General features: G+C 50.0%; 38 protein-coding genes. 31 read left to right on the top strand and 7 right to left on the bottom strand.

Features of this window, described 5'->3' with window-relative positions:
- Positions 1-185: 185 nt before the first annotated feature.
- The gene (locus LVJ78_RS11365; RefSeq protein ID WP_132954566.1) at positions 186-1,001 is read right to left on the bottom strand and encodes a DNA ligase; all 816 of its coding nucleotides are present in this window, start codon (positions 999-1,001) and stop codon (positions 186-188) included.
- 318 nt (positions 1,002-1,319) lie between these two features.
- Here LVJ78_RS11365 and rplC point away from each other — a divergent pair, with 318 nt between their 5' ends.
- The 31 genes from rplC (at position 1,320) to LVJ78_RS11210 (ending at position 18,767) form a co-directional block, all read left to right on the top strand.
- A complete protein-coding gene (gene rplC, locus LVJ78_RS11360) occupies positions 1,320-1,964 on the top strand; it encodes a 50S ribosomal protein L3 (protein ID WP_132954565.1) in 645 nt (214 codons plus the stop codon).
- On the top strand, positions 1,964-2,584 hold the full coding sequence (gene rplD, locus LVJ78_RS11355) for a 50S ribosomal protein L4 (protein WP_132954564.1): 621 nt from the start codon (positions 1,964-1,966) through the stop codon (positions 2,582-2,584). The genes rplC and rplD overlap by 1 nt, the downstream gene beginning before the upstream one ends.
- Positions 2,581-2,895: a 50S ribosomal protein L23 gene (rplW, locus tag LVJ78_RS11350; protein ID WP_207894333.1), complete on the top strand. Its 315-nt coding sequence runs from the start codon at positions 2,581-2,583 to the stop codon at positions 2,893-2,895. Before rplD ends, rplW begins: the two co-directional genes overlap by 4 nt.
- Before the next feature lie 5 nt (positions 2,896-2,900).
- A complete protein-coding gene (gene rplB, locus LVJ78_RS11345) occupies positions 2,901-3,734 on the top strand; it encodes a 50S ribosomal protein L2 (RefSeq protein WP_132954562.1) in 834 nt (277 codons plus the stop codon).
- A 5-nt stretch (positions 3,735-3,739) separates the two neighbouring features.
- The gene (rpsS, locus tag LVJ78_RS11340) at positions 3,740-4,018 is read left to right on the top strand and encodes a 30S ribosomal protein S19 (protein WP_132954561.1); all 279 of its coding nucleotides are present in this window, start codon (positions 3,740-3,742) and stop codon (positions 4,016-4,018) included.
- 8 nt (positions 4,019-4,026) lie between these two features.
- Positions 4,027-4,356, top strand: a complete 330-nt coding sequence (gene rplV / locus LVJ78_RS11335) for a 50S ribosomal protein L22 (RefSeq protein WP_132954560.1) — start codon at positions 4,027-4,029, stop codon at positions 4,354-4,356.
- Between the two features lie 9 nt (positions 4,357-4,365).
- A complete protein-coding gene (gene rpsC / locus LVJ78_RS11330) occupies positions 4,366-5,064 on the top strand; it encodes a 30S ribosomal protein S3 (protein ID WP_132954559.1) in 699 nt (232 codons plus the stop codon).
- Positions 5,048-5,464: a 50S ribosomal protein L16 gene (gene rplP, locus LVJ78_RS11325; RefSeq protein ID WP_132954558.1), complete on the top strand. Its 417-nt coding sequence runs from the start codon at positions 5,048-5,050 to the stop codon at positions 5,462-5,464. The genes rpsC and rplP overlap by 17 nt, the downstream gene beginning before the upstream one ends.
- On the top strand, positions 5,464-5,655 hold the full coding sequence (gene rpmC / locus LVJ78_RS11320) for a 50S ribosomal protein L29 (RefSeq protein WP_132954557.1): 192 nt from the start codon (positions 5,464-5,466) through the stop codon (positions 5,653-5,655). Before rplP ends, rpmC begins: the two co-directional genes overlap by 1 nt.
- The gene (rpsQ, locus tag LVJ78_RS11315; protein ID WP_132954556.1) at positions 5,655-5,918 is read left to right on the top strand and encodes a 30S ribosomal protein S17; all 264 of its coding nucleotides are present in this window, start codon (positions 5,655-5,657) and stop codon (positions 5,916-5,918) included. The genes rpmC and rpsQ overlap by 1 nt, the downstream gene beginning before the upstream one ends.
- Before the next feature lie 223 nt (positions 5,919-6,141).
- Positions 6,142-6,510 (top strand): 50S ribosomal protein L14, encoded by a 369-nt coding sequence (rplN, locus tag LVJ78_RS11310; protein WP_002215434.1) that lies wholly within the window; start codon positions 6,142-6,144, stop codon positions 6,508-6,510.
- A gap of 12 nt (positions 6,511-6,522) precedes the next feature.
- The gene (rplX, locus tag LVJ78_RS11305; RefSeq protein WP_132954555.1) at positions 6,523-6,846 is read left to right on the top strand and encodes a 50S ribosomal protein L24; all 324 of its coding nucleotides are present in this window, start codon (positions 6,523-6,525) and stop codon (positions 6,844-6,846) included.
- 14 nt (positions 6,847-6,860) lie between these two features.
- Positions 6,861-7,400: a 50S ribosomal protein L5 gene (gene rplE, locus LVJ78_RS11300; RefSeq protein WP_132954554.1), complete on the top strand. Its 540-nt coding sequence runs from the start codon at positions 6,861-6,863 to the stop codon at positions 7,398-7,400.
- 2 nt (positions 7,401-7,402) lie between these two features.
- Positions 7,403-7,708 (top strand): 30S ribosomal protein S14, encoded by a 306-nt coding sequence (gene rpsN, locus LVJ78_RS11295; protein ID WP_132954553.1) that lies wholly within the window; start codon positions 7,403-7,405, stop codon positions 7,706-7,708.
- Positions 7,709-7,722: 14 nt separating this feature from the next.
- Positions 7,723-8,115, top strand: a complete 393-nt coding sequence (gene rpsH, locus LVJ78_RS11290) for a 30S ribosomal protein S8 (protein WP_132954552.1) — start codon at positions 7,723-7,725, stop codon at positions 8,113-8,115.
- A gap of 14 nt (positions 8,116-8,129) precedes the next feature.
- Entirely contained in the window at positions 8,130-8,663 is a 534-nt protein-coding gene (gene rplF, locus LVJ78_RS11285) for a 50S ribosomal protein L6 (protein ID WP_132954551.1), read from the top strand.
- Positions 8,664-8,676: 13 nt separating this feature from the next.
- Positions 8,677-9,030, top strand: a complete 354-nt coding sequence (gene rplR, locus LVJ78_RS11280) for a 50S ribosomal protein L18 (RefSeq protein ID WP_132954550.1) — start codon at positions 8,677-8,679, stop codon at positions 9,028-9,030.
- 21 nt (positions 9,031-9,051) lie between these two features.
- Positions 9,052-9,570, top strand: a complete 519-nt coding sequence (gene rpsE, locus LVJ78_RS11275) for a 30S ribosomal protein S5 (RefSeq protein WP_132954549.1) — start codon at positions 9,052-9,054, stop codon at positions 9,568-9,570.
- Positions 9,563-9,748: a 50S ribosomal protein L30 gene (gene rpmD / locus LVJ78_RS11270; RefSeq protein WP_132954548.1), complete on the top strand. Its 186-nt coding sequence runs from the start codon at positions 9,563-9,565 to the stop codon at positions 9,746-9,748. Before rpsE ends, rpmD begins: the two co-directional genes overlap by 8 nt.
- 1 nt (position 9,749) lies before the next feature.
- Positions 9,750-10,184, top strand: a complete 435-nt coding sequence (gene rplO / locus LVJ78_RS11265) for a 50S ribosomal protein L15 (RefSeq protein WP_132954547.1) — start codon at positions 9,750-9,752, stop codon at positions 10,182-10,184.
- Positions 10,185-10,200: 16 nt separating this feature from the next.
- Positions 10,201-11,514 carry a preprotein translocase subunit SecY gene (gene secY / locus LVJ78_RS11260; RefSeq protein ID WP_132954546.1) on the top strand — a complete coding sequence of 438 codons (1,314 nt, stop codon included), beginning with the start codon at positions 10,201-10,203 and terminating at the stop codon, positions 11,512-11,514.
- 6 nt (positions 11,515-11,520) lie between these two features.
- The gene (infA, locus tag LVJ78_RS11255) at positions 11,521-11,739 is read left to right on the top strand and encodes a translation initiation factor IF-1 (RefSeq protein WP_003684714.1); all 219 of its coding nucleotides are present in this window, start codon (positions 11,521-11,523) and stop codon (positions 11,737-11,739) included.
- 20 nt (positions 11,740-11,759) lie between these two features.
- Entirely contained in the window at positions 11,760-11,873 is a 114-nt protein-coding gene (gene rpmJ, locus LVJ78_RS11250) for a 50S ribosomal protein L36 (protein WP_003697674.1), read from the top strand.
- A gap of 59 nt (positions 11,874-11,932) precedes the next feature.
- Positions 11,933-12,295, top strand: coding sequence for a 30S ribosomal protein S13 (gene rpsM / locus LVJ78_RS11245; RefSeq protein WP_132954545.1), 363 nt, complete (start codon positions 11,933-11,935; stop codon positions 12,293-12,295).
- Positions 12,296-12,313: 18 nt separating this feature from the next.
- The gene (gene rpsK / locus LVJ78_RS11240; protein ID WP_002216249.1) at positions 12,314-12,709 is read left to right on the top strand and encodes a 30S ribosomal protein S11; all 396 of its coding nucleotides are present in this window, start codon (positions 12,314-12,316) and stop codon (positions 12,707-12,709) included.
- Positions 12,710-12,727: 18 nt separating this feature from the next.
- Positions 12,728-13,348, top strand: a complete 621-nt coding sequence (gene rpsD / locus LVJ78_RS11235) for a 30S ribosomal protein S4 (RefSeq protein WP_132954544.1) — start codon at positions 12,728-12,730, stop codon at positions 13,346-13,348.
- Between the two features lie 25 nt (positions 13,349-13,373).
- Positions 13,374-14,360, top strand: coding sequence for a DNA-directed RNA polymerase subunit alpha (locus LVJ78_RS11230; protein WP_132954543.1), 987 nt, complete (start codon positions 13,374-13,376; stop codon positions 14,358-14,360).
- Between the two features lie 24 nt (positions 14,361-14,384).
- Entirely contained in the window at positions 14,385-14,768 is a 384-nt protein-coding gene (rplQ, locus tag LVJ78_RS11225) for a 50S ribosomal protein L17 (RefSeq protein WP_132954542.1), read from the top strand.
- Positions 14,769-15,194: 426 nt separating this feature from the next.
- Positions 15,195-15,569 carry a hypothetical protein gene (locus tag LVJ78_RS11220; RefSeq protein ID WP_132954541.1) on the top strand — a complete coding sequence of 125 codons (375 nt, stop codon included), beginning with the start codon at positions 15,195-15,197 and terminating at the stop codon, positions 15,567-15,569.
- A 14-nt stretch (positions 15,570-15,583) separates the two neighbouring features.
- On the top strand, positions 15,584-16,915 hold the full coding sequence (gene miaB, locus LVJ78_RS11215) for a tRNA (N6-isopentenyl adenosine(37)-C2)-methylthiotransferase MiaB (protein ID WP_132954540.1): 1,332 nt from the start codon (positions 15,584-15,586) through the stop codon (positions 16,913-16,915).
- Positions 16,916-17,453: 538 nt separating this feature from the next.
- Positions 17,454-18,767: an NCS2 family permease gene (locus tag LVJ78_RS11210; RefSeq protein WP_132954539.1), complete on the top strand. Its 1,314-nt coding sequence runs from the start codon at positions 17,454-17,456 to the stop codon at positions 18,765-18,767.
- 228 nt (positions 18,768-18,995) lie between these two features.
- Here LVJ78_RS11210 and fba read toward each other — a convergent pair whose 3' ends face one another.
- From fba to LVJ78_RS11180, 6 genes are all read right to left on the bottom strand, one after another.
- Positions 18,996-20,060 (bottom strand): class II fructose-bisphosphate aldolase, encoded by a 1,065-nt coding sequence (gene fba, locus LVJ78_RS11205; RefSeq protein WP_132954538.1) that lies wholly within the window; start codon positions 20,058-20,060, stop codon positions 18,996-18,998.
- 136 nt (positions 20,061-20,196) lie between these two features.
- A complete protein-coding gene (hemL, locus tag LVJ78_RS11200; RefSeq protein ID WP_132954537.1) occupies positions 20,197-21,477 on the bottom strand; it encodes a glutamate-1-semialdehyde 2,1-aminomutase in 1,281 nt (426 codons plus the stop codon).
- A gap of 150 nt (positions 21,478-21,627) precedes the next feature.
- Complete coding sequence (locus tag LVJ78_RS11195; protein WP_132954536.1) at positions 21,628-22,011, bottom strand: hypothetical protein; 384 nt, start codon at positions 22,009-22,011, stop codon at positions 21,628-21,630.
- Positions 22,012-22,021: 10 nt separating this feature from the next.
- Positions 22,022-22,492: a CYTH domain-containing protein gene (locus tag LVJ78_RS11190; RefSeq protein ID WP_132954535.1), complete on the bottom strand. Its 471-nt coding sequence runs from the start codon at positions 22,490-22,492 to the stop codon at positions 22,022-22,024.
- Positions 22,493-22,508: 16 nt separating this feature from the next.
- Positions 22,509-22,931: a CopD family protein gene (locus LVJ78_RS11185; RefSeq protein ID WP_132954534.1), complete on the bottom strand. Its 423-nt coding sequence runs from the start codon at positions 22,929-22,931 to the stop codon at positions 22,509-22,511.
- A 442-nt stretch (positions 22,932-23,373) separates the two neighbouring features.
- A complete protein-coding gene (locus LVJ78_RS11180) occupies positions 23,374-24,033 on the bottom strand; it encodes a YdcF family protein (protein ID WP_132954533.1) in 660 nt (219 codons plus the stop codon).
- Positions 24,034-24,035: the final 2 nt, after the last annotated feature.

The following is a 24,035-nucleotide window of genomic DNA, read 5'->3' as shown; positions in this document are numbered from 1 at the left end:
CAAAGCCCGGGCAATGATTTGCCCGGGCTTTTTATATTTGGCCCGAAAATAACCGAACGGCTGTCTGCATCTTTTCAGACGGCCTCTTTCTTTGTTTTAAGGTGGATGTGATTGTGCGGATTGAGTAACATACAAAGGCCGTCTGAAACCTTTCGGACGGCCTTTCTCATTTCGAATGACTGGGGTCAATGCTCATTGCGAGTCCGCAAGAAAGTGGCGAAACGCGGTGTGCCTTTTTGGGTGAATCCTCGGTATTTATAGGTGATGGTGCTGCCGATTGCGGGCGGATTGCTGCGCTCGCTGTCTTTGAAACCGCTGCCGATACGGAATTCGCCATGGCGGTTTTTGCAGCTGACTGCCCCAAGCTTGCCGGCGTATTTTCCTTTGCCGGGATGGTGATGGGTGACCACGCATTCATCATCGTGGGCGGATTTTAATTTGAGCAGATGGCTGCTGCGCCCGCTGCGATAAGGCAGGCTGGGGTTGCGCAGCATCACGCCCTCGCCGCCAGCAGATTCGATTTGTTTCAGAAAATCAAGGGCGTGGGCATTGTCTCTGGCAGGTGTTTGTTTGATGATGTGGATAGGTGCTTGTGGGTGTTGATCCAGCCAGCGCTGCAACACAGCCAAGCGCTGATAAAGATTGCCTTGTGCTTGCGGCACATCAAAAACGTGTAATTTGATGCCTTGCCAGTTGCCGGAGTGTTGGCGCACTGAGGCAGAGATCTGTTCGAATTGGTTGCGGCGGCTGTACAGCTCTCCATCCAGCGGAAAAGGCGGGAAATGGGCGGTATAACCGGAAGGCGGGGTGAAAGGATAGCCTTGGCGGCTGATTAATTGCTTACCATTCCAATAGGCGCGCACTCCGTCGAGTTTTTCACTCATTGCCCACCCGGTAACGTTTTGCCCTTTAAATTCTTGCGCCAGCAATAAATCGGGCGCGGCGGCAAGGGCGGGAGAGCACGAGATAAATAAAGCTGCAATTGTGGCAAATGTTTTCATAATATTCCCCGTTTTGTGTTTATAGTTTCTATAGATATTATTATAGGCCGTCTGAAAAATAAAGTATTAAATCCAATGAGAATAAACAACAAACGGATGGCGCGGAAGATTGCATATTAATTTGGGCGGCATACAAAGGCAGGATGCCGGACAGCAATGTCGCAAAAATGATGGCTGCAAAAGCTAAGGGCAAGATTTTTCTTGAAAAGCGATGGGTTTTTATAGTATAGTTCAGGGCTTGGCATTTCGTGCCAAGCGTTTATTTTGTCCAATGGTCGGCCAATCGTAGCTGACCCCTTTACTAAAAGGAAAATAATCATGACTTTAGGTCTGGTTGGGCGCAAAGTGGGTATGACCCGCGTGTTTAACGAACAAGGTGCATCTGTTCCGGTAACCGTGTTGGATATGTCTGCTAACCGCGTCACGCAAGTAAAATCCAAAGATACTGACGGCTATGTGGCCGTTCAAGTTACCTTTGGTCAGAAAAAAGCCAATCGTGTTTCTCAAACTGAAGCCGGCCACTTTGCAAAAGCAGGTGTGGAAGCCGGTCGCGGTTTGGTTGAGTTTGCTTTGACTGAAGAAAAATTGGGCGAGCTCAAGGCTGGTGATGAAATCACTGTTGCCATGTTTGAAGCCGGTCAATTGGTGGATGTAACCGGTACCTCCAAAGGTAAAGGTTTTTCAGGCACCATTAAGCGTCACAATTTCGGTTCGCAACGTGCTTCTCACGGTAACTCGCGTTCGCATCGCGTGCCCGGCTCTATCGGTCAGGCGCAAGATCCGGGTCGTGTGTTTCCGGGTAAGCGTATGGCCGGTCAGTATGGCAACACCAAGGCTACTGTTCAGTGCCTGGAGGTTGTGCGTGTAGATGCAGAGCGCCAATTGTTGTTGGTAAAAGGTGCTGTGCCCGGTTCCGTTAATAGCGACGTTGTAGTGCGTCCTAGCGTGAAAGTAGGTGCGTAATGGAATTGAAAGTTATTGATGCAAAAGGCCAAGTATCAGGCAGCTTGAATGCTTCTGATGCACTGTTTGCCCGTGAATACAATGAAGCGTTGGTGCACCAGCTGGTTACTGCCTTTTTGGCAAACGCCCGCTCAGGTAACCGTGCGCAGAAAACCCGTGCAGAAGTAAAACACTCTACCAAAAAGCCGTGGCGCCAAAAAGGCACCGGCCGCGCGCGTTCCGGTATGACTTCTTCTCCGATTTGGCGTAGCGGTGGCCGTGCTTTCCCGAATAAGCCGTCTGAAAACTTCACCCAAAAAGTGAACCGTAAGATGTATCGTGCCGGTATGGCTTCAATTCTGTCGCAATTGGTGCGTGATGAACGCTTGTTTGTGATTGATGAATTGTCTGCTGCAACGCCGAAAACCAAAGAATTCGCCGAGCAAGTGAAAAATTTGGGTTTGGAGCAAGTGTTGTTTATTACCAAGCAATTGGATGAAAACGTATACCTGTCTTCACGCAACCTGCCCAACGTTATGGTTTTGGAAGCACAGCAAGCTGATCCCTACAGCCTCTTGCGCTACAAAAAAGTCGTGATCACTAAAGATGCGGTTGCACAGTTAGAGGAGCAATGGGTATGAATCAACAACGCCTGATGCAAGTAATTTTGGCTCCTGTTGTTTCTGAAAAGAGCAACCTGTTGGCTGAAAAACGTAATCAAATGACATTCAAAGTGTTGCCCAATGCAACCAAGCAGGAAATCAAAGCTGCAGTTGAGTTGTTGTTTGATGTCGAAGTGGCTTCTGTGACCACCGTGATCACCAAAGGTAAAGTAAAACGCTTTGGTCGTACGATCGGTCGCCGCAGCGATGTGAAAAAAGCTTATGTGAGCCTGGCAGCCGGTCAACAGATCGACGTGGAAGCCATTGCTGCAGCCGCAGATAAGGAATAAGTACAATGGCTATCGTAAAAATGAAGCCTACCTCTGCTGGTCGTCGCGGCATGGTTCGCGTTGTAGCAGAAGGTTTGCATAAAGGTGCACCGTATGCACCGCTGGTTGAAAAGAAAAACACTACTGCCGGCCGCAACAACAACGGCCACATTACCACCCGTCATAAAGGCGGTGGTCACAAGCAGCATTACCGCGTAGTGGATTTCAAGCGCAACAAAGACGGCATTCCCGCTAAAGTCGAGCGTATCGAGTATGATCCGAACCGTACGGCGTTTATCGCACTGTTGTGCTATGCCGATGGCGAGCGTCGTTACATTATTGCGCCGCGCGGCATTCAAGCCGGTGCCGTGTTGGTGTCTGGTGCAGAAGCCGCAATTAAAGCAGGCAATGCCTTGCCGATTCGCAATATTCCGGTGGGTACAACCATTCACTGCATCGAGATGAAGCCGGGCAAAGGTGCGCAAATTGCGCGTTCAGCCGGTGCATCTGCTGTTTTGCTGGCCAAAGAAGGTATCTACGCTCAAGTGCGTTTGCGCTCAGGTGAGGTGCGTAAAATCCATGTGGATTGCCGCGCGACCATCGGTGAGGTGGGCAATGAAGAGCAGAGCCTGAAAAAAATCGGTAAAGCCGGTGCCAATCGTTGGCGCGGTATTCGCCCGACCGTACGCGGTGTGGTGATGAACCCGGTTGATCACCCCCATGGTGGTGGTGAAGGCCGTACCGGTGAAGCTCGTGAACCGGTTAGCCCGTGGGGCACACCTGCTAAAGGTTACCGTACCCGTAACAACAAACGCACGGACAATATGATTGTTCGCCGCCGTTACTCAAATAAAGGTTAATTGATATGGCTCGTTCATTGAAAAAAGGCCCATATGTAGACCTGCATTTGCTGAAAAAAGTAGATGCGGCTCGTGCAAGCAGCGATAAGCGCCCGATTAAAACTTGGTCGCGTCGTTCTACCATTCTGCCCGATTTTATCGGTTTGACCATCGCTGTACACAATGGCCGCACCCATGTGCCGGTATTTATCAGCGACAACATGGTTGGCCATAAATTAGGCGAGTTCTCATTGACCCGTACCTTTAAAGGCCACTTGGCCGATAAAAAGGCTAAAAAGAAATAAGGTGAATCATGAGAGTTAATGCACAACATAAAAACGCCCGCATCTCTGCACAAAAGGCTCGCCTGGTGGCAGATCTGATTCGCGGCAAAGACGTTGCCCAAGCCTTGAACATCTTGGCGTTCAGCCCCAAAAAAGGTGCTGAGTTGATTAAAAAAGTGCTGGAATCTGCTATTGCAAATGCAGAGCATAATGAAGGCGCCGATATCGACGAATTGAAAGTGGTCACCATTTTTGTGGATAAAGGCCCCAGCCTCAAACGCTTTCAAGCTCGTGCCAAAGGTCGCGGTAACCGCATTGAAAAACAAACTTGTCATATCAATGTGACAGTGGGTAACTAAGGAAAAGCTATGGGACAAAAGATTAACCCTACAGGCTTTCGCCTGGCGGTGACCAAAGACTGGTCTTCTAAATGGTTTGCCAAAAGCAACGAATTTTCTACTGTTTTGAAGCAAGACATTGATGTTCGCGACTACTTGCGCAAACGCCTGGCAAATGCCTCTGTTGGTCGTGTCGTGATTGAGCGTCCGGCCAAGTCTGCCCGCATTACCATTCATTCAGCCCGCCCGGGTGTGGTGATTGGTAAAAAAGGCGAAGACATCGAAGTGTTGAAACGCGATCTGCAAGCCTTGATGGGTGTGCCTGTGCATGTCAACATCGAAGAAATCCGCAAGCCTGAGCTGGATGCGCAAATCATTGCCGACGGTATTGCCCAGCAATTGGAAAAACGCGTTCAATTCCGTCGTGCTATGAAGCGTGCCATGCAAAACGCCATGCGTGTTGGTGCCAAAGGCATCAAAATCATGACTTCAGGCCGTCTGAATGGTGCGGACATTGCCCGCAGCGAATGGTATCGCGAAGGCCGTGTGCCCTTGCATACTCTGCGTGCAAATGTGGATTACGCAACCAGCGAAGCACACACCACCTATGGTGTGTTGGGTTTGAAAGTTTGGGTTTACACCGGTGAAGGCACCGATAAGGCTCAAGCCAAGCCTGAGCAAGAAAAGAGACAAAGAAAGGCAGGTGGTCGTCATGCTGCAGCCAACTAGAATGAAATACCGCAAGCAACATAAAGGCCGCAACACCGGCATTGCTACCCGCGGTAATAAAGTTAGTTTCGGCGAATTCGGCTTGAAAGCCGTAGGCCGTGGTCGTTTGACTGCCCGTCAAATCGAAGCTGCCCGTCGTACCATGACCCGTCATATTAAACGTGGCGGCCGTATTTGGATTCGCGTGTTCCCGGATAAACCGATTACTGAAAAACCGATTCAAGTGCGTATGGGTGGCGGTAAAGGCTCCGTTGAGTACTATGTTGCTGAAGTGAAACCCGGCAAAGTATTGTACGAAATGGACGGCGTGCCGGAAGCGTTGGCACGTGAAGCCTTCACTTTGGCTGCTGCCAAACTGCCGATTCCGACTGTGTTTGTTGTAAGACAGGTAGGTCAATAATGAAAGCAAATGAATTGAAAGACAAATCTGTTGAGCAATTGAATGCCGATTTGCTTGATTTGCTGAAAGCACAATTCGGCCTGCGTATGCAGCATGCAACCGGCCAATTGGCAAAAGCCAGTGAATTGAAAAAAGTACGCCGTGACATTGCTCGTATTAAAACCGTTTTAACTGAAAAAGGTGCCAAGTAATGAGCGAAGTGAAAAATGTTCGTACTTTGCAGGGCAAAGTGGTTAGCGATAAAATGGATAAAACCGTTACCGTGCTGGTTGAGCGTAAAGTGAAGCACCCGCTCTACGGTAAAATTATCCGCCGCTCGACCAAGATTCATGCTCATGACGAGCAAAATCAATACGGCGTTGGCGACATCGTGGTGATTGCAGAAACCCGCCCGTTGTCAAAAACCAAGTCTTGGGTAGTGCAAGAGCTGGTAGAGAAAGCGCGTACTGTTTAATTTTTACGACAGCTAACGCTTGAAAAAGAAACGAAGTCTTGCAGGAGCTAAAAAAAGCCTGTAAACTTCGTTTCTTATCTTTCAGCTTCTTTCTGAAAGTTCTTCCCTTCGGGGTCCAAGACTGGTTTACTGGAACCGTTAGCGGTTTCAGGCGGCATATGGCAGTAGATTTAAACGCCGTCTGAAAGTGGTAAATTAAGTTGGTTTATTTAAAGGTATTAACATGATTCAAATGCAGACCATCTTGGATGTGGCTGATAACTCTGGTGCGCGCCGTGTAATGTGCATCAAAGTTTTAGGCGGCTCCAAGCGTCGCTACGCTTCTGTTGGCGACATTATCAAAGTGGCGGTTAAAGATGCAGCGCCACGCGGCCGTGTAAAAAAGGGTGATGTATACAATGCAGTAGTTGTTCGCACTGCAAAAGGTGTGCGTCGTCCCGATGGTGCGCTGATTAAATTTGACAACAATGCAGCTGTATTGTTGAACAATAAATTGGAGCCCTTGGGTACCCGTATTTTTGGCCCGGTTACTCGTGAATTGCGCACTGAGCGCTTCATGAAAATCGTTTCATTAGCACCTGAAGTGTTGTAAGAGAGGTTGGCGATGAATAAGCTGATTAAAGGCGATCAAGTGATCGTAATTGCCGGTAAAGATAAAGGCAAACAGGGCCAGGTTGTTCGCGTATTGGGCGATAAAATCGTGGTGGAAGGTGTAAACGTTGCAAAACGTCACCAAAAACCAAATCCGATGCGTGGCGTTGAGGGCGGTATCGTTTTGAAAAACATGCCTCTGGCCATTTCAAACGTTGCCATCTTCAATCCGGAAACTAAAAAAGCCGATCGTGTAGGCATCAAGTTGGTAGAGGGCGAAGGCAAAGTAAAACGCGTTCGTGTCTTTAAATCCAGCGGTGCGGTTATCGGTGCGTAAGGAGTTGAAATAACATGGCACGTTTAAGAGAGTTTTACAACAGCACTGTGGTTCCTGAGCTGATGAAGCAGTTTAACTACAAATCAGTTATGGAAGTGCCCCGTATCGAAAAAATCACTTTGAATATGGGCGTGGGCGAAGCGGTTGCTGATAAAAAAGTAATGGAACATGCTGTTGCCGATTTGGAAAAAATTGCGGGTCAAAAACCTGTGGTAACTGTTGCGCGCAAATCCATTGCCGGTTTTAAAATCCGTGATAACTATCCGGTGGGCTGCAAGGTAACTTTGCGTCGCGATCAAATGTTTGAATTCCTGGATCGTCTGGTAACCGTGGCTTTGCCGCGTGTACGCGACTTTCGTGGTGTAAGCGGCAAGTCTTTCGATGGTCGTGGTAACTACAATATGGGTGTGCGCGAGCAAATCATTTTCCCGGAAATCGAATACGATAAAATCGATGCGCTGCGTGGTTTGAACATTACTGTGACCACTACTGCAAAAACCGACGAAGAAGCCAAAGCTTTGCTGTCGCTGTTTAAGTTTCCGTTTAAAGGATAATCATGGCTAAGAAAGCACTTATTAATCGCGAATTGAAGCGTGCTGCATTGGCAAAAAAATATGCCGCCAAACGTGAGGCAATTTTTGCAGTAATCAATGACACCAGCGTTTCTGACGAAGATCGTTTCGAGGCTCGCCTGAAATTCCAGGCCATTCCCCGCAATGCATCTCCGGTTCGCCAGCGCCGCCGTTGCGCTTTAACCGGTCGTCCCCGTGGCACTTTCCGCAAATTCGGTTTGGGTCGTACCAAAATCCGTGAAATCGCCATGCGTGGTGAAATCCCGGGTGTGATTAAAGCCAGCTGGTAATAGGAGTAGAATATATGAGTATGCATGATCCTATTTCCGATATGTTGACCCGTATCCGCAATGCGCAACGCGCAAGCAAGGTTGCGGTAGCGATGCCTTCTTCAAAACTGAAATGTGCAATTGCCAATGTTTTGAAAGAAGAAGGCTATATCGAAGACTTCGCGGTTTCTGCTGATGCAAAACCGGTATTGGAAATTCAATTGAAATACTACGCAGGTCGCCCTGTGATTGAGCAAATTAAGCGCGTATCCCGTCCGGGCTTGCGTGTTTACAAAGGCTCTAATGATATTCCCGCCGTAATGAACGGTTTGGGTGTGGCTATCGTTAGTACTTCAAAAGGCGTAATGACTGATCGCAAAGCCCGCGCAGCCGGCATTGGTGGTGAGTTGTTGTGCGTGGTTGCCTGATAGGGAGAGTTTAGATGTCTCGCGTAGCGAAAAATCCAGTAACTGTTCCTGCTGGCGTAGAAGTAAAATTCGGAACGGATAAATTGACAGTTAAGGGTAAAAATGGCGAGTTGTCATTTCCGCTGACTGACGATGTAGCTGTTGAGCTGAATGACGGTCAAATCACTTTTGCTGCCACTAATGACAGCAAGCATTCAGGTGCAATGTCCGGCACTGTCCGTGCACTGGTTGCCAATATGGTTAAAGGTGTGTCTGAGGGTTTTGAAAGAAAACTTCAGTTGATCGGCGTGGGCTATCGCGCCCAAGCTCAGGGCAAAACATTGAATTTGTCTTTAGGTTTTTCTCATCCCATCGTTTACGAAATGCCGGAAGGTATTACAGTGCAAACGCCGTCTCAAACCGAGATCGTGTTGACCGGTGCCGACAAGCAGGTTGTTGGTCAGGTTGCTGCCGAAATCCGCAATTTCCGTCCGCCGGAGCCTTATAAAGGTAAAGGTGTTCGCTATGTTGGCGAAGTTGTGGTGATGAAAGAAGCTAAGAAGAAATAATTGAGGCTCACTAATGAATAAACATGCAACAAGACTGCGCCGCGCACGCAAAACCCGTGCCCGTATTGCAGATTTGAAAATGGTGAGATTGTGTGTTTTCCGCACAAACAGCCATATTTATGCCCAAGTGATCAGTGCTGAGGGTGGTGAAGTATTGGCGCAAGCCTCTACTTTGGAAGCCGAAGTGCGTGATGGCTTGAAATCAGGCGGCAACATCGAAGCAGCTGCTTTGGTAGGCAAGCGTATTGCTGAAAAAGCCAAGGCTGCCGGCGTGGAAAAAGTCGCATTTGATCGCTCAGGCTTTCAATATCACGGTCGTGTAAAAGCTTTGGCTGAAGCCGCACGTGAAAACGGTTTGAGCTTCTAATAAAGATTTTGGAGACCTGAGATGGCAAAACATGAAATTGAAGAACGCGGTGACGGCCTGGTAGAGAAAATGGTTGCCGTAAACCGTGTAACCAAGGTGGTTAAGGGGGGCCGTATTATGGCATTCTCGGCCTTGACCGTGGTAGGTGATGGCGATGGCCGCATCGGCATGGGCAAGGGCAAATCAAAAGAAGTGCCGGTTGCTGTGCAAAAAGCAATGGATCAAGCCCGTCGTAATATGATTAAAGTACCGTTGAAAAACGGCACCATCCATCATGAAGTGATTGGTCGCCATGGTGCAACCCGTGTGTTTATGCAGCCTGCCAAAGAAGGTAGCGGCGTAAAGGCCGGCGGCCCGATGCGTTTGGTTTTTGATGCAATGGGCGTACACAATATTTCTGCCAAAGTGCACGGTTCAACCAACCCTTACAATATTGTTCGCGCAACATTGGACGGTTTGGCCAAGCTCTACACACCGGCGGATATTGCTGCCAAGCGCGGCTTAACCGTAGAACAAATTTTGGGATCTGATCATGAGTGAACAAAAAAAGATTAAAGTGACTTTGGTAAAAAGCCTGATTGGCACCATTGAGTCACATCGTGCTTGTGCTCGCGGTTTGGGTTTGCGTCGTCGTGAACACACCGTTGAAGTATTAGATACCCCCGAAAATCGTGGCATGATTAATAAAATCAGCTACCTTTTGAAAGTGGAGTCGTAATATGTTTTTGAATACTATTCAACCTGCTGAAGGTGCAACTCACGCTAAACGCCGCGTGGGTCGCGGCATCGGTAGCGGTTTGGGCAAAACGGGCGGTCGTGGCCATAAAGGCCAAAAAAGCCGTTCCGGTGGTTTCCACAAAGTCGGTTTTGAAGGCGGCCAAATGCCGTTGCAACGCCGCTTGCCCAAACGTGGTTTCAAATCATTGACTGCGGCCACTAATGCTGAAGTACGCTTGAGCGAACTGGCTTTGGTTGCTGTGGATGAAATCGATGTTTTGACTTTGAAACAAGCTGGTTTGGTTGCTGCGAATGCGCTGAATGTTAAGGTGATTGCTTCCGGTGAGGTTGGCCGTGCGGTTACCCTGAAGGGTATCAAAGCAACCAAAGGCGCCAAAGCTGCTATTGAAGCTGCTGGCGGTAAAGTAGAAGAATAAGGTCTGGACGACAAACGTGGCAAATCGACAATCTTCATCAGGACTTTCTAAGTTTGGTGATTTAAAAAACCGGTTATTGTTTTTATTGGGTGCATTGGTGGTATTTCGGATAGGTGCCCATATTCCGGTACCGGGTGTGGATGCTGCCGCGTTGGCTAAACTTTATGAAAGCGCAAGTGGTGGCATGCTGGGCATGTTAAACATGTTTTCCGGCGGGTCACTCGAGCGCTTTAGTATTTTTGCCATCGGCATCATGCCCTATATTTCGGCGTCCATTATCGTTCAGCTGGCTTCTGAAATCATGCCCTCGTTGAAGGCATTGAAAAAAGAGGGCGAGGCTGGGCGACGTGTGATTACCAAATATACGCGTTACGGTACGGTTTTGTTGGCACTGCTGCAAAGCTTTGGCGTAGCTACTTTTGTTTACCAACAAAATATCGTGGTAGCGTCTCAGCTTGAATTTTATGTATCCACTGTGGTGTGTTTGGTTACTGGCACAATGTTTTTGATGTGGCTGGGTGAGCAAATGACTGAGCGGGGGATTGGGAACGGTATTTCGCTGATCATTACTGCTGGTATCGCGGCCGGTATTCCTGCCGGTATTTCGCGTTTGTTGACATTAACCAGCCAAGGCTCGATGAGCATGTTGATGGCTGTGGCTATTGTTATCGGTGCGTTGCTGCTGATTTATGTGGTGGTGTATTTTGAGAGTGCCCAGCGCAAGATTCCTGTGCATTATGCCAAACGCCAAGTGGGAAACCGGTTGGTTCAAGGCCAGTCTACCCATATGCCGTTCAAGCTGAATATGGCCGGTGTGATTCCGCCTATTTTTGCTTCTAGCATCATTTTGTTTCCGTCCACCTTGTTGAGCTGGTTCGGTTCGACCAATACCGATAATTGGTTTTATAAGGCGGCAGCTTTGTTGCAGCATGGCCAGCCGGTGTATATTTTGCTGTTTGCCGCAACCATTATTTTCTTCTGCTATTTTTACACAGCATTGGTTTTCAGTCCGCGTGAAATGGCTGAGAATTTGAAGAAAAGCGGTGCATTTGTGCCGGGTATCCGACCGGGTGAGCAGACATCAAGATATTTGGAAAAAGTGGTATTGCGCCTGACCTTTTTTGGTGCACTTTATATCACCATAATTTGTTTGATCCCTGAGTTTTTGACAACAGCTTTGAATGTTCCGTTTTACTTGGGTGGTACCTCATTGCTGATTTTGGTAGTAGTAACCATGGATTTCAGTACGCAGATTGCTTCTTACAGAATGACACAGCAGTATGAACATTTGATGAAGCGTTCTGATATGAAATCACTATCCCGTAAGTAATATACTATGGCTAAAGAAGATACCATACAAATGCAGGGCGAGATTTTAGAAACCTTGCCCAATGCGACATTTAAGGTAAAGCTTGAAAATGATCATGTGGTTTTGGGTCATATCTCCGGCAAAATGCGAATGCACTATATCCGTATTTCGCCGGGCGATAAGGTGACAGTAGAGCTGACGCCTTACGATTTGACCCGTGCGCGTATCGTATTCCGGGCGCGCTAATTTTAAAGAAAGGAAGAAGAATGCGTGTACAACCTTCTGTAAAGAAAATTTGCCGTAACTGCAAGATTATCCGTCGTAATCGCGTGGTACGTGTGATTTGTACTGACCCCCGTCACAAGCAACGTCAAGGTTGATTTACATCAGCTCGGGTTTTGTGTTATAGTGACAGACTTTTTGCCCTAAAGGAAAAAATATGGCTCGTATTGCAGGGGTGAATATCCCTAATAACGCCCATATCGTAATCGGTTTGCAAGCCATTTACGGTATTGGCGCTACTCGTGCTAAATTGATTTGCGAAGCTGCCGGCATTGTGCCGAGCACCAAGGTAAAAGATTTGGATGAGTCCCAATTGGAATCTTTGCGTGAACAAGTTGCCAAATATGAAGTAGAAGGCGATCTGCGTCGTGAAGTGACCATGAGTATCAAACGTTTGATGGATATGGGCTGCTATCGCGGCTTCCGCCATCGTCGCGGCCTGCCTTGCCGCGGTCAGCGCACTCGTACCAATGCGCGCACCCGTAAAGGCCCGCGTAAAGCGATTGCCGGTAAAAAATAATTTTTAAGGATTTGATTAATGGCTAAAGCAAACACAGCCTCGCGTGTACGCAAAAAAGTACGTAAAACCGTGAGTGAAGGTATTGTGCATGTACATGCATCTTTTAATAATACCATCATTACTATTACCGACCGTCAAGGCAATGCATTATCTTGGGCTACCTCTGGTGGTGCGGGTTTTAAAGGTTCACGTAAAAGTACACCGTTTGCAGCTCAGGTAGCTGCAGAAGCCGCTGGTAAAGTTGCCCAAGAGTATGGCGTGAAAAATCTGGAAGTTCGCATTAAAGGCCCGGGTCCCGGTCGTGAATCTTCTGTTCGTGCGCTCAACGCTCTTGGTTTCAAGATTACCAGCATTACCGACGTTACCCCGTTGCCTCATAACGGTTGCCGTCCGCCTAAAAAACGTCGTATTTAATATTGGAGTGATTGAGAAATGGCACGTTATATCGGCCCGAAATGTAAATTAGCTCGCCGTGAAGGCACCGATTTGTTTCTGAAAAGCGCACGCCGCTCTTTAGAATCCAAATGTAAACTCGACTCTGCTCCGGGTCAGCATGGCGCCCGTAAGCCGCGTTTGTCGGATTATGGTTTGCAATTGCGTGAAAAACAAAAAATCCGCCGCATTTACGGCGTTTTGGAACGTCAATTCCGCCGTTATTTTGCAGAGGCTTCACGCCGTAAAGGTTCTACCGGCGAATTGCTGTTGCAATTGCTGGAGTCGCGTTTGGATAATGTTGTATACCGTATGGGTTATGGCTCTACCCGTGCCGAAGCCCGTCAATTGGTATCGCACAAAGCCATTACCGTTAACGGTCAAATTGTCAATATCCCGTCTTTCCAAGTGAAGGCCGGTGATGTGGTGGCTGTTCGCGAAAAAGCGAAAAAGCAAGTCCGTATTCAGGAAGCCTTGGGTTTGGCCGCGCAAATCGGCATGCCTTCTTGGGTGGCTGTGGATGCAACCAAAATGGAAGGTGTATTTAAAAATATGCCGGATCGCTCAGAATTGACTGGCGATATTAATGAACAGCTGGTGGTAGAGTTCTACTCTAAATAATGCTGGTTAAGTGAGGGACAGTTAAATGCAAAACAGCACTTCCGAATTCTTGAAACCTCGTCAAATTGATGTCGATACTTTGTCTGCAACCCGCGCCAAAGTGTCTATGCAGCCTTTTGAGCGTGGTTTCGGCCATACTTTAGGTAATGCTTTGCGTCGTATCTTACTGTCATCCATGAATGGCTTTGCGCCCACTGAAGTGGCCATTACCGGCGTGTTGCATGAATATTCGACTTTGGACGGCGTTCAAGAGGATGTGGTTGACATCTTGTTGAATCTCAAAGGCGTGGTATTCAAGCTGCACGGCCGTGGTCAAGTTCAGCTGGCCTTGAAAAAATCCGGTGCCGGCCCTGTGGTGGCAGGTGATATCGATCTGCCGCACGATGTTGAAATCATCAATCCGGGTCATGTGATTTGTCATTTGTCTGACAATGGCAATATCGAAATGGAAATCAAGGTAGAGCAAGGCCGTGGTTATCAATCTGTGTCCGGTCGCCGCGCTTTGCGCGATGACAACAAGCAGATCGGTGCCATCCAACTGGATGCGAGCTTTTCGCCCATCAGCCGTGTTAGCTTTGAAGTTGAACCCGCACGTGTAGAACAGCGTACAGACTTGGATCGTTTGGTTTTGGATATTGAAACCGATGGTTCGATTGAGCCTGAAGAGGCTGTTCGCAGTGCCGCACGCATTTTAATTGACCAAATGTCTATTTTTGCCGATTTGCAAGGAACGCCGGTTGAAGAGGTGGAAGAAAAAGCGCCTCCGATCGATCCGATTCTGTTGCGCCCGGTAGATGATTTGGAATTGACTGTGCGTTCGGCTAACTGCCTGAAAGCTGAAGATATTTATTATATTGGTGATTTGATTCAACGTACTGAAACCGAGTTGTTGAAAACGCCGAATCTGGGTCGCAAATCTTTGAATGAAATCAAAGAAGTGCTGGCCTCTAAAGGCTTGACGTTGGGATCAAAACTGGAAGCTTGGCCGCCTGTGGGCTTGGAAAAGCCGTAAGTTTGAAGATTAAAGGATAATGACATGCGTCATCGTAATGGCAATCGTAAATTAAACCGCACCAGCAGCCACCGCGCTGCAATGCTGCGTAACATGGCAAACTCTTTGTTGACCCATGAAACCATCGTGACTACTCTGCCTAAAGCCAAAGAGCTGCGCCGAGTGGTTGAACCCTTGATTACTTTGGGTAAAAAGCCTTCTTTGGCTAACCGCCGTTTGGCATTTAACCGCACGCGCGATCGCGATGTGGTGGTTAAATTGTTTGACGAATTGGGCCCACGTTTTTCTGCACGTAACGGCGGTTATGTTCGTGTATTGAAATACGGCTTCCGTAAGGGTGACAATGCACCTTTGGCACTGGTTGAGCTGGTGGACAAAGCTGCTGAAGCCACTGCCGAGCAAGCTTAAGTCGTGTATCTTGAAAAACCAGCCGGCCGGCTGGTTTTTTCTTTTCATGACGGTCGGCATCTGAGTGGTTGGCGGCCGTCTGAAAATGCAGCATTGTGTTATAGTGAAGGCAAGAATAAAGTGATACAAGGTAAAGCTGGTGATGTATAGCGATTAAGGTGAGGCATTATTCTTGCTAGGGCGTCCTGACATTTTGATTTACGGGTGGTGTTGTCCCTGAAAACGTACTGCCGCGTTAAAAAGCCTCGCAAGGTGTCCAACCTTGCTATGTTTTTTGCCTTGCATCTGCATTCTCAGAAATAAAATCCCCCTCATAAACGAATAGTCAGGACGCTTTAGGTAATCTTTAGTTTTTTTGTGTATTATTTTTTTATTCACTATGCAATCTGTGTGTGGCCGGCGGGCCAATAATCAGGGGAGGGGAAAATGTATCGCATATTTGCTGTGATGTTGTTGCTGTGTTCTTCAGTGGGCTGGGCGCAGCGCGCCGTGCCGGATGATATGGATGTGGCCGTGCTCAAAGAAGTGGCTTATCCGCAGATTGTATTGGGCAATAATGGCATTTCTTGGCTGAAGATTTTAACCTTGGGCTGGCTGGACAACAGCCGCGTTTTTAACGTTACCTCGGGTTTGCGTGTGAAAGATGAGCGCAACCGTTTTATTGTGCGCGGCAAATTGGCATCGCATGTGGGGAAAACCGTGGCTGTCCGCCGAGATAGCGGCAACAATATTACCGAGATTTGGATTTTAACCGAGCCTGAGCAGCGTATTTTCGAGCAACGTGCTGCCGGGCAATTGTAGCGAATGCAATCAACATGAAAAAAGTATTTATCCGTACCTTTGGCTGCCAGATGAATGAATACGATAGCGAAAAAATGCTGTCGGTGCTGGCCGAAGGTGACGATTTGGTGCAGGTAAGCGAGGCTGATGAGGCCGATATCATTTTGTTCAACACATGCTCCGTGCGTGAAAAAGCGCAGGAAAAAGTGTTTTCCGATTTGGGGCGGGTGCGGCCTTTAAAGGCGAAAAATCCCAATCTGATTATCGGTGTGGGCGGTTGTGTGGCTTCACAGGAAGGTGAGGCGATAGTGAAGCGGGCGCCGTTTGTGGATGTGGTGTTCGGCCCGCAAACTTTGCACCGCTTGCCGCAAATGATAGATGATAAAAAAGAAACCGGCCGTGCACAGGTTGATATTTCCTTTCCGGAAATCGAAAAATTCGATCATTTACCGCCGGCGCGCGTGGAAGGCGGCTCGGCATTTGTGTCGATTATGGAAGGCTGTTCCAAATATTGCAGCTTTTGCGTGGTGCCTTATACCCGCGGTGAGGAATTTTCCCGTCCGTTGGCCGATGTGCTGACAGAGGTGGCCAATTTGGCGCAACAAGGCGTGAAAGAGATTAATCTGCTCGGCCAGAATGTGAATGCTTACCGCGGCCTGATGGATGATGGTGAGATTTGCGATTTCGCCATGCTTTTGCGCATTGTGCACGAGATTCCGGGCATTGAACGCATGCGTTTTACCACCAGCCATCCGCGAGAATTCAGCGAGCGCATTATCGAATGCTACCGCGACTTACCCAAGCTGGTTTCCCATTTGCACTTGCCGATTCAAAGCGGCTCGGATCGGGTGTTGAGCGCCATGAAACGTGGCTACACAGCGCTGGAATATAAATCGATTATCCGCAAGCTGCGTGCCATCCGCCCTGATTTGTGTTTGAGCTCTGATTTTATTGTCGGCTTTCCGGGTGAAACCGAAGCTGAATTCGAGCAAACTTTGAAGTTGGTGCGAGACATCGCCTTTGATTTGAGTTTTGTGTTTATTTACAGCCCGCGCCCGGGCACACCGGCGGCGAATCTGGCAGACGATACGCCGCATGAGGAAAAGGTGCGCCGTCTGGAAGCGCTGAATGAAGTGATTGAGGCGGAAACGGCCCGCATCAATCAAACCATGATAGGCACGGTGCAACGCTGCTTAGTGGAAGGTGTGTCCAAGAAAGATCCGGATCAATTGCAGGCGCGCACGGCCAACAACCGTGTGGTGAATTTTACCGGGCAGCCGCGTTTAATCAACCAAATGGTGGATATCGAAATCAAAGAAGCGTTTACTTTTTCCCTGCGTGGCGAAGTGGTCCGTGTCGAGGCATAAGCTTCTTTAACGAAACCGGCATCAAAGGCCGTCTGAAAACCTTTCAGACGGCCTTTTTATGTAATATTTATCATGGTTTATTTTTTTGGATTGGTATTAATCGTGCCTACGGCTTACATCGGTTTCTGTACTATAGTGAAATGCAAGCAAAAGTGACACGGAACGCCATTTTACAACGGTGCAGCTTGGGTTGATAACCCCAACGTTTCAGACGGCTTGTAGATTTGTTGGGTTTGCAACCCAACCTACCCGCCGTATCACTTTTTTATGCACTTCATTATAGAGCCTGTTCATATTGCATTTCGCGGCAATGTATTGGCCCCAAAATGTGTCTGCCGCGTTGTAGCCGCGTTGTAAATGCGTGCCAGATGTTAAACCTTGTTGTGCTTTCAAAGGCCGTCTGAAACTTTTCAGACGGCCTTATACATAAATGCCACAGAAAAGAGGGCAGTCGCTTGAAATTGTCAACAAAAGGCGTGGCTATTGGTTAAAAGCGTTATAATGCGCTCTCTCATTTACTTTGTTTTACCTTGATATTATGAACGACACACACAAAGGCTTGTTTGAAAAATTATTCAAGCTGAAAGAAAACGGCAGCAATGTCCGCACGGAATTGCTCGCCGGCCTGACCACTTTTCTGACCATGTGCTACATCATTATCGTCAACCCATTGATTCTGTCGGAAACCGGCATGGATATCGGGGCGGTGTTTGTGGCCACTTGCATCGCTTCGGCCATCGGCTGCTTTGTGATGGGCATGCTGGCCAATTATCCGATTGCCTTGGCGCCGGGCATGGGCTTGAATGCTTATTTTACTTATGCGGTGGTCAAAGGCATGGGTGTGCCTTGGCAGGTGGCGTTGGGCGCGGTATTTGTGTCGGGCATTATTTTTATTGTTTTCAGCTTGTTTAAAGTGCGCGAAGCTTTGGTGAATGCGTTGCCGATGTCGCTGAAAATGTCGATTGCCGCCGGTATCGGCCTTTTTCTGGCGCTGATTGCGCTCAAAGGCGCGGGCATTATTGTGGCCAATCCGGCCACCCTGGTGAGCATGGGCGATGTGCATAATCCTTCCGCTTTGCTGGCGATGCTGGGCTTTTTGATGATTATCGTGTTGGATCATTATCGGGTGCGCGGTGCGATTATTTTGAGCATTTTGGCGATTACCGCGATTGCGGTGATGATGGGCTTGAGTGAATTCAAAGGGGTGATCGGCAGCGTGCCCAGCATTGCGCCCACGTTTATGCAGATGGATTTTAAAGATCTGTTTACCGTGAGCATGGTGAGCGTGATTTTTGTTTTCTTTTTAGTGGATTTGTTTGACAGCACCGGCACGCTGGTGGGGGTGTCGCACCGTGCGGGTTTGCTAAAAAACGGCAAGCTGCCGCGTTTGAAACGCGCCTTGTTGGCCGACTCTACTGCGATTGTGTCCGGCGCGGCGCTGGGCACTTCTTCCACCACGCCTTATATCGAAAGCGCTTCGGGCGTGGCCGCCGGCGGGCGCACGGGTTTGACGGCGGTGACGGTGGGCGTGTTGATGCTGGCTTGCTTGTGGTTTTCGCCGCTGGCGCAAACCGTGCCCGCGTTTGCTACCGCGCCGGCGCTGCTTTATGTGGGTGTGCACATGATGCGCAGCGCCACGGAAATCGATTGGCACGATATGACCGAAGCCGCACCTTCGTTTCTGACTATTGTGTTTATGCCTTTTGCCTATTCGATTGCCGACGGCATCGCCATGGGCTTTATCAGCTATGCTGTGATCAAGCTTTTGTGCGGCAAGGCGCGCGATGTGCCGCCTATGGTGTGGATTGTGGCGGTGTTGTGGGCGGCCAAATTTTGGTTTTTGGGCGCTTGATTTAATCATGTTGGCAACAGGCCGTCTGAAACGTTTTTTCAGACGGCCTGTTTGATGTATAGGATGCGGCCAAGGCTGTAATCCAACGTCTGCTTTTCAAAAGATTGATTTTTTTAAACCATTTAAATTTTGTCGGCTTTGGCTCACCGCTTTATCAATTTGCATCCATTAATAAACAGGCCGTCTGAATGCTTTCTTTCAGACGGCCTGTTGTGTTGATGAGCCTGCTTATCTCACAATTTGGTTCAATTCGCCTTTGGCGTATTTTTCGGCCATGGCATCCAGCGAAACCGGCTTGATTTTGCTGGCTTGGCCTTCGCAACCAAACGCCAGATAGCGGTCGATGCAGACTTGTTTCATGGCGGTGACGGTTTTGGCGAGGTATTTGCGCGGGTCGAATTCGGCCGGGTTTTCGGCCATAAATTGGCGGATGGCGCCGGTGGAGGCCAAGCGCAGGTCGGTGTCGATATTCACTTTGCGCACGCCGTGTTTGATGCCTTCCACGATTTCTTCCACCGGCACGCCGTAGGTTTCGCCGATGTTGCCGCCGAATTCGTTGATAATGGCGAGCCATTCTTGCGGCACCGAGCTTGAGCCGTGCATCACCAAGTGGGTGTTGGGCAGGTGCTCGTGGATTTCTTTGATGCGGTCGATGCGCAACACATCGCCTGTGGGCTTGCGGGTGAATTTATAAGCGCCGTGGCTGGTGCCGATGGCGATGGCCAGCGCATCCACGCCGGTGTCTTTCACGAAGCGGGCGGCATCTTCCACGCTGGTGAGCATTTGGTCGTGCGAGAGCTTGCCCACTGCGCCCACACCGTCTTCTTCGCCGGCTTCGCCGGTTTCGAGGTTGCCCAGCACGCCGATTTCGCCTTCTACCGACACGCCGCAGGCATGAGAGAATTCCACCACTTTGCGGGTGACTTCTGCGTTGTATTCATAGGAAGCGGGCGTTTTGCCGTCGGCCAAAAGCGAGCCGTCCATCATCACCGAGCTGAAGCCCAGCTGAATCGAGCGCTGGCACACATCGGGCGAGGCGCCGTGGTCTTGGTGCATCACCACGGGAATATGCGGAAATTCTTCAATGGCGGCCAAAATCAGGTGGCGCAGAAATGGGGCACCGGCATATTTGCGCGCGCCGGCACTGGCTTGCACGATAACGGGCGCGTTCACTTGGTCGGCGGCTTCCATAATGGCGCGCATTTGTTCGAGATTGTTGACATTAAACGCAGGCAGGCCGTAGCTGTGTTCCGCCGCATGGTCCAGCAGTTGGCGCATGGATACAAGTGCCATGAGAAGCTCCTCGGTTTGTAGTGGGTTGTAGTGTGAAACAGCAATCAAGATTATAGCAGTTTATCGGCTGCTTGTTGATGAAGCTTGCGGATAGAGAAGGCAGGCCGTCTGAACGCTTTCAGACGGCCTCTTCGCATTATGCCATGGCGGCAAAGGCTTGATGCGCAATGGCTGCGGTTTCGTCTATCAATTCGGGCGTGTGGGCGGCCGACATAAAACAGGCTTCGTAGGCCGAGGGGCCGAAAGCCACGCCGCGCTCGAGCATGCCGTGGAAGAAGCGTTTGAAGGCTTCGGTGTCGGTGCGGGTCATGTCGGCATAGCTTTGCGGCAATGTGGCGGCGAAATAAAGGCCGTACATGCCGCCGATAAAATCGGTGGCAAACGGCACGCCGGCCGCATCGGCTGCGGCTTGCAGGCCTTGGGTGAGCTGCTCGGTGCGCGCGCTGAGGTTTTCATAAAAGCCGGGGCGCTGAATGATTTCCAGCGTTTTCAAGCCGGCGGCCACGGCCACGGGGTTGCCCGACAAGGTGCCGGCCTGATACACGCCGCCGAGCGGGGAAATGCAGGCCATAATGTCGGCGCGGCCGCCAAAAGCCGCCAGCGGCATACCGCCGCCGATCACTTTGCCCATGGTGGTGAGGTCGGGTGTGATGCCGTGCAGCGATTGCGCGCCGCCCAAAGCCACGCGGAATCCGGTCATCACTTCATCGTAAATCAGCACGGCGCCGTGCTTTTCGGTGAGGGCGCGCAAGGCGGCCACAAAGGCTTCAGACGGCCTCACTAAATTCATGTTGCCGGCAAACGGCTCTAAAATCACGCAGGCGATTTCGTCGCCGATTCGGGCGAAGGTTTCTTCCAGCTGCGCCACATCGTTGTAGGACAAAACCAGCGTGTGTTTGGTGAAATCGGCAGGCACGCCGGCGGAGCTGGGGTTGCCGAAGGTGAGCAGGCCGCTGCCGGCTTTAACCAAAAGGCTGTCGGAATGGCCGTGGTAGCAGCCTTCGAATTTGATGATTTTGTCGCGGCCGGTAAAGCCGCGCGCCAGGCGGATGGCGCTCATGGTGGCTTCCGTGCCGGAGCTGACCAGGCGCAATTGCGCCACGCTGGGCACGATTTTGGCGATTTCTTCGGCAATCACGATTTCGGCTTCGGTGGGCGCGCCAAACGACAAACCGCCCAAAGCGGCTTCGCGCACGGCTTCAATCACTTCGGGGTGGGCATGGCCGACAATGGCCGGCCCCCACGAGCCGACATAATCGATATAGCGCTGCCCATCGGCATCCCACACATAAGCGCCTTGGGCTTTTTGGATAAAACGCGGCACGCCGCCCACGCTGCCGAAAGCGCGCACGGGTGAATTCACGCCGCCGGGGATAATGGCTTTGGCGCGGTTGAAAAGTTGTTCGTTTCGGTTCATGTGCGAAATCCTTGCTGAATGAGAAAAGGCCGTCTGAAACGGCTTGGTTGCCCAATGATTGTCGGGCGTTATTTTAACAGCTTTCAGACGGCCTTTTGCTATTGAGGGCAGATTCAAAATGGATCGGAGAGGTGTAATCTGTTTCAGACCCTAGCGCTGCCAAATATAATAGCGGCCTTCTGCCGCCTGCATGGCGGTGTCGATTTCTTTGCGGGTGGTGGCGGAAGCGAAATGCGGCAGATGCTGCGCCAGCGCGGCCAGCACATCGGCCATATTGGCGGTGTCTTGCGGCAAGCGCACGCCTTGCTCGGCGTGGCCGATATACCAATAAGGGAAAGGTTCGAAATCGCCTTCGATGTTGATTACCACCAGCTCGATATCTTGCCAGGCCACACGGCCGAACTCTTTGCCGTTGGCTTCGCCGGCCAAATAATCGGCGCTGATGACGGCATGGTAGGTGATGGGCTCGGGCGCTTTCGGGGTGAGGTGCTCGGCTTCAAATTGATGCCATTTTTGTTTTAAGGTGTCGAACATATTGATTCCTTTATTTTTCCCATTTTGAATAAGGGTGTTTGCTTAAATACGCATTGGTATAGCAGCCGTTTGACGTGATTTCTTCGCCCAGCCAATCGGGCTTGGCAAATGGGGCGTTTTCATCGGGCAGCTCCAGCTCCACCACCACCAAGGGCGCGTTGTCGCCGAAATATTCGTCGATTTCAAATACAAAGCCTTCATGTTCGATTTCGTAGCGGTGTTTTTCCAGCTTGAAGGGGCACATGGTGGCCATCATGGTTTCGGCATGCGCGAGCGGAATTTCGTATTCGAATTCGCTGCGCGACACATCGGAAATATAGCCTTTGAGGGTGAGCCAGGCGCGGTTGCCGATAATGCGCACACGGATGGTGCACTCTTTTTCCACGCTCAAATAGCCTTGGCGCAGGGTTTGCGGCGCGCCGGCTTTTGCGCGCCAACTGTCGTTTTTAAGCAGGAAGCGGCGTTCGATTTCTACGGTCATTTTTCAGACGGCCTTTTCAGAAGGGTTTGAACACAACAAGATAAAGGGCAATCACCATAATCACCACGGGAATTTCGTTAAACACGCGATACCATTTATGCGAATAGCGGTTGCGGTTGTCTTGAAAATCGAGCAGCAGGCGGTAGCAGTAAAAATGATAGCCGAGCAAAATCACGCCGAGGGTGATTTTGGTGTGCACCCAGCCTTGCCCCCACCAGCCGGTGACAAACGGAATGGCAAAGCCGAAAACAATCGCGCCTATGCCCAAGGGTGTCATAAATTTAAACAGGCGCTCGGCCATGCCCAGCAGGCGTTGGTATTCCGAGCGGTTGCCCGGCTCCACTTGGGCGAGGTTCACATAAATGCGCGGCAGGTAAAACAAGCCGGCAAACCAGGAAATGATAAAGAATACATGCAGCAGCTTGAACCAAAGATACATTTCAGACGGCCTTAGGTTGGATAATGGCTTATTGTAACGTTAAAAGATTAAACATTGTGGGGAAGATTGGGCAAACGTTGTCGAGGCCGTCTGAAAAAATCTTTGGAGATTGTCTGCATTTTATAGCTGGGTAATGCCGGTAAAAAAAACGCACCTGCTGCGTTTTCCGTTTTGTTATCACGCTTTTGCGCTCAAAATCGTACTTACGGCTGAAATGTGGCAAAGTCCCTCAGCATTGCGGGGAAGATTAAGCAGAGGTTGCCAAGGCCGTCTGAAAGCTTCTAGGGTCTGTTCACAATTCATCCGCGAGTAAGATTTTGAGGGCAAAAGCGTGCTTGCAAGGCGAAAAGCGCAGCAAGGTTGGACACTTTGCGAGCATTTTCAACGCAGCAGGCGCGTTTTTGAGCCAAAAGAATGTTGCGTGATGAAATGTGAGCAGACCCTAAGCCAGCTTCAGCCATTCCAGCAGGCGCTCGCCCCAGTGATTGCAATAATATAAAAACAAGGCATAGCTCTCCTGCATCAGAAAGCGGTTTTTGTTGCGTGATTCGCTGTAGCGGCTGGTGGGCGTGCCCGAGGTTTGCGCATTGATGCCGAGATCGTCGGCAATGGCGGCGGCGCGTGCCAAATGATAAGGATCGCTGACGATAATCACGCTTTGGATATCGTGTTCACGCAATAAAGGTTTGATGTTAATCAGATTTTGATAAGTGTCGCGCGAGGTGTTTTCAAACAAAATATCGCGTGCGGGCACACCTTGCTTGATGGCGTAGCGCCGGCCCACTTGTGCTTCGGTCATAAAGCCCTGCTTGGGCGTGCCGCCGGTAAACACCAATTTTTCAACGCGGTGGCTCTGATAGAGGGCGATGGCGTGGTTGATGCGCTCTTGAAACACAGGCGAAGGGCGTTTGTCCCAGGCGGCTGCGCCCAAAACCACCGCCGCATCGGCGCGCGCATCGGCGGCCAAAGGACGGTTGCCGGTGCTGTAAACCGACCACACGCATGCGCCGAGCGCGAGCACTACCAGCAAAAGGCTCAGGGCAATGCCGTGAAAAAGATAATAACGCAAGCCGGTGCGGCTGCGCCAAAGCGGAATAGACATGG

Source organism: Uruburuella suis (assembly GCF_022870845.1).
GTDB lineage: Bacteria > Pseudomonadota > Gammaproteobacteria > Burkholderiales > Neisseriaceae > Neisseria > Neisseria suis.
The sequence above is the reverse complement of the archived record's forward strand: the minus strand, read 5'-3'. Positions and strand labels throughout refer to the sequence as shown.

What these genes read in the sequence shown, in the direction of transcription:
- LVJ78_RS11365 (WP_132954566.1), bottom strand. Translation starts at nt 1,001, where the DNA reads ATGAAAACATTTGCCACAATTGCAGCTTTATTTATCTCGTGCTCTCCC.
- rplC (WP_132954565.1), top strand. Translation starts at nt 1,320, where the DNA reads ATGACTTTAGGTCTGGTTGGGCGCAAAGTGGGTATGACCCGCGTGTTT.
- rplD (WP_132954564.1), top strand. Translation starts at nt 1,964, where the DNA reads ATGGAATTGAAAGTTATTGATGCAAAAGGCCAAGTATCAGGCAGCTTG.
- rplW (WP_207894333.1), top strand. Translation starts at nt 2,581, where the DNA reads ATGAATCAACAACGCCTGATGCAAGTAATTTTGGCTCCTGTTGTTTCT.
- rplB (WP_132954562.1), top strand. Translation starts at nt 2,901, where the DNA reads ATGGCTATCGTAAAAATGAAGCCTACCTCTGCTGGTCGTCGCGGCATG.
- rpsS (WP_132954561.1), top strand. Translation starts at nt 3,740, where the DNA reads ATGGCTCGTTCATTGAAAAAAGGCCCATATGTAGACCTGCATTTGCTG.
- rplV (WP_132954560.1), top strand. Translation starts at nt 4,027, where the DNA reads ATGAGAGTTAATGCACAACATAAAAACGCCCGCATCTCTGCACAAAAG.
- rpsC (WP_132954559.1), top strand. Translation starts at nt 4,366, where the DNA reads ATGGGACAAAAGATTAACCCTACAGGCTTTCGCCTGGCGGTGACCAAA.
- rplP (WP_132954558.1), top strand. Translation starts at nt 5,048, where the DNA reads ATGCTGCAGCCAACTAGAATGAAATACCGCAAGCAACATAAAGGCCGC.
- rpmC (WP_132954557.1), top strand. Translation starts at nt 5,464, where the DNA reads ATGAAAGCAAATGAATTGAAAGACAAATCTGTTGAGCAATTGAATGCC.
- rpsQ (WP_132954556.1), top strand. Translation starts at nt 5,655, where the DNA reads ATGAGCGAAGTGAAAAATGTTCGTACTTTGCAGGGCAAAGTGGTTAGC.
- rplN (WP_002215434.1), top strand. Translation starts at nt 6,142, where the DNA reads ATGATTCAAATGCAGACCATCTTGGATGTGGCTGATAACTCTGGTGCG.
- rplX (WP_132954555.1), top strand. Translation starts at nt 6,523, where the DNA reads ATGAATAAGCTGATTAAAGGCGATCAAGTGATCGTAATTGCCGGTAAA.
- rplE (WP_132954554.1), top strand. Translation starts at nt 6,861, where the DNA reads ATGGCACGTTTAAGAGAGTTTTACAACAGCACTGTGGTTCCTGAGCTG.
- rpsN (WP_132954553.1), top strand. Translation starts at nt 7,403, where the DNA reads ATGGCTAAGAAAGCACTTATTAATCGCGAATTGAAGCGTGCTGCATTG.
- rpsH (WP_132954552.1), top strand. Translation starts at nt 7,723, where the DNA reads ATGAGTATGCATGATCCTATTTCCGATATGTTGACCCGTATCCGCAAT.
- rplF (WP_132954551.1), top strand. Translation starts at nt 8,130, where the DNA reads ATGTCTCGCGTAGCGAAAAATCCAGTAACTGTTCCTGCTGGCGTAGAA.
- rplR (WP_132954550.1), top strand. Translation starts at nt 8,677, where the DNA reads ATGAATAAACATGCAACAAGACTGCGCCGCGCACGCAAAACCCGTGCC.
- rpsE (WP_132954549.1), top strand. Translation starts at nt 9,052, where the DNA reads ATGGCAAAACATGAAATTGAAGAACGCGGTGACGGCCTGGTAGAGAAA.
- rpmD (WP_132954548.1), top strand. Translation starts at nt 9,563, where the DNA reads ATGAGTGAACAAAAAAAGATTAAAGTGACTTTGGTAAAAAGCCTGATT.
- rplO (WP_132954547.1), top strand. Translation starts at nt 9,750, where the DNA reads ATGTTTTTGAATACTATTCAACCTGCTGAAGGTGCAACTCACGCTAAA.
- infA (WP_003684714.1), top strand. Translation starts at nt 11,521, where the DNA reads ATGGCTAAAGAAGATACCATACAAATGCAGGGCGAGATTTTAGAAACC.
- rpmJ (WP_003697674.1), top strand. Translation starts at nt 11,760, where the DNA reads ATGCGTGTACAACCTTCTGTAAAGAAAATTTGCCGTAACTGCAAGATT.
- rpsM (WP_132954545.1), top strand. Translation starts at nt 11,933, where the DNA reads ATGGCTCGTATTGCAGGGGTGAATATCCCTAATAACGCCCATATCGTA.
- rpsK (WP_002216249.1), top strand. Translation starts at nt 12,314, where the DNA reads ATGGCTAAAGCAAACACAGCCTCGCGTGTACGCAAAAAAGTACGTAAA.
- rpsD (WP_132954544.1), top strand. Translation starts at nt 12,728, where the DNA reads ATGGCACGTTATATCGGCCCGAAATGTAAATTAGCTCGCCGTGAAGGC.
- LVJ78_RS11230 (WP_132954543.1), top strand. Translation starts at nt 13,374, where the DNA reads ATGCAAAACAGCACTTCCGAATTCTTGAAACCTCGTCAAATTGATGTC.
- rplQ (WP_132954542.1), top strand. Translation starts at nt 14,385, where the DNA reads ATGCGTCATCGTAATGGCAATCGTAAATTAAACCGCACCAGCAGCCAC.
- LVJ78_RS11220 (WP_132954541.1), top strand. Translation starts at nt 15,195, where the DNA reads ATGTATCGCATATTTGCTGTGATGTTGTTGCTGTGTTCTTCAGTGGGC.
- miaB (WP_132954540.1), top strand. Translation starts at nt 15,584, where the DNA reads ATGAAAAAAGTATTTATCCGTACCTTTGGCTGCCAGATGAATGAATAC.
- LVJ78_RS11210 (WP_132954539.1), top strand. Translation starts at nt 17,454, where the DNA reads ATGAACGACACACACAAAGGCTTGTTTGAAAAATTATTCAAGCTGAAA.
- fba (WP_132954538.1), bottom strand. Translation starts at nt 20,060, where the DNA reads ATGGCACTTGTATCCATGCGCCAACTGCTGGACCATGCGGCGGAACAC.
- hemL (WP_132954537.1), bottom strand. Translation starts at nt 21,477, where the DNA reads ATGAACCGAAACGAACAACTTTTCAACCGCGCCAAAGCCATTATCCCC.
- LVJ78_RS11195 (WP_132954536.1), bottom strand. Translation starts at nt 22,011, where the DNA reads ATGTTCGACACCTTAAAACAAAAATGGCATCAATTTGAAGCCGAGCAC.
- LVJ78_RS11190 (WP_132954535.1), bottom strand. Translation starts at nt 22,492, where the DNA reads ATGACCGTAGAAATCGAACGCCGCTTCCTGCTTAAAAACGACAGTTGG.
- LVJ78_RS11185 (WP_132954534.1), bottom strand. Translation starts at nt 22,931, where the DNA reads ATGTATCTTTGGTTCAAGCTGCTGCATGTATTCTTTATCATTTCCTGG.
- LVJ78_RS11180 (WP_132954533.1), bottom strand. Translation starts at nt 24,033, where the DNA reads ATGTCTATTCCGCTTTGGCGCAGCCGCACCGGCTTGCGTTATTATCTT.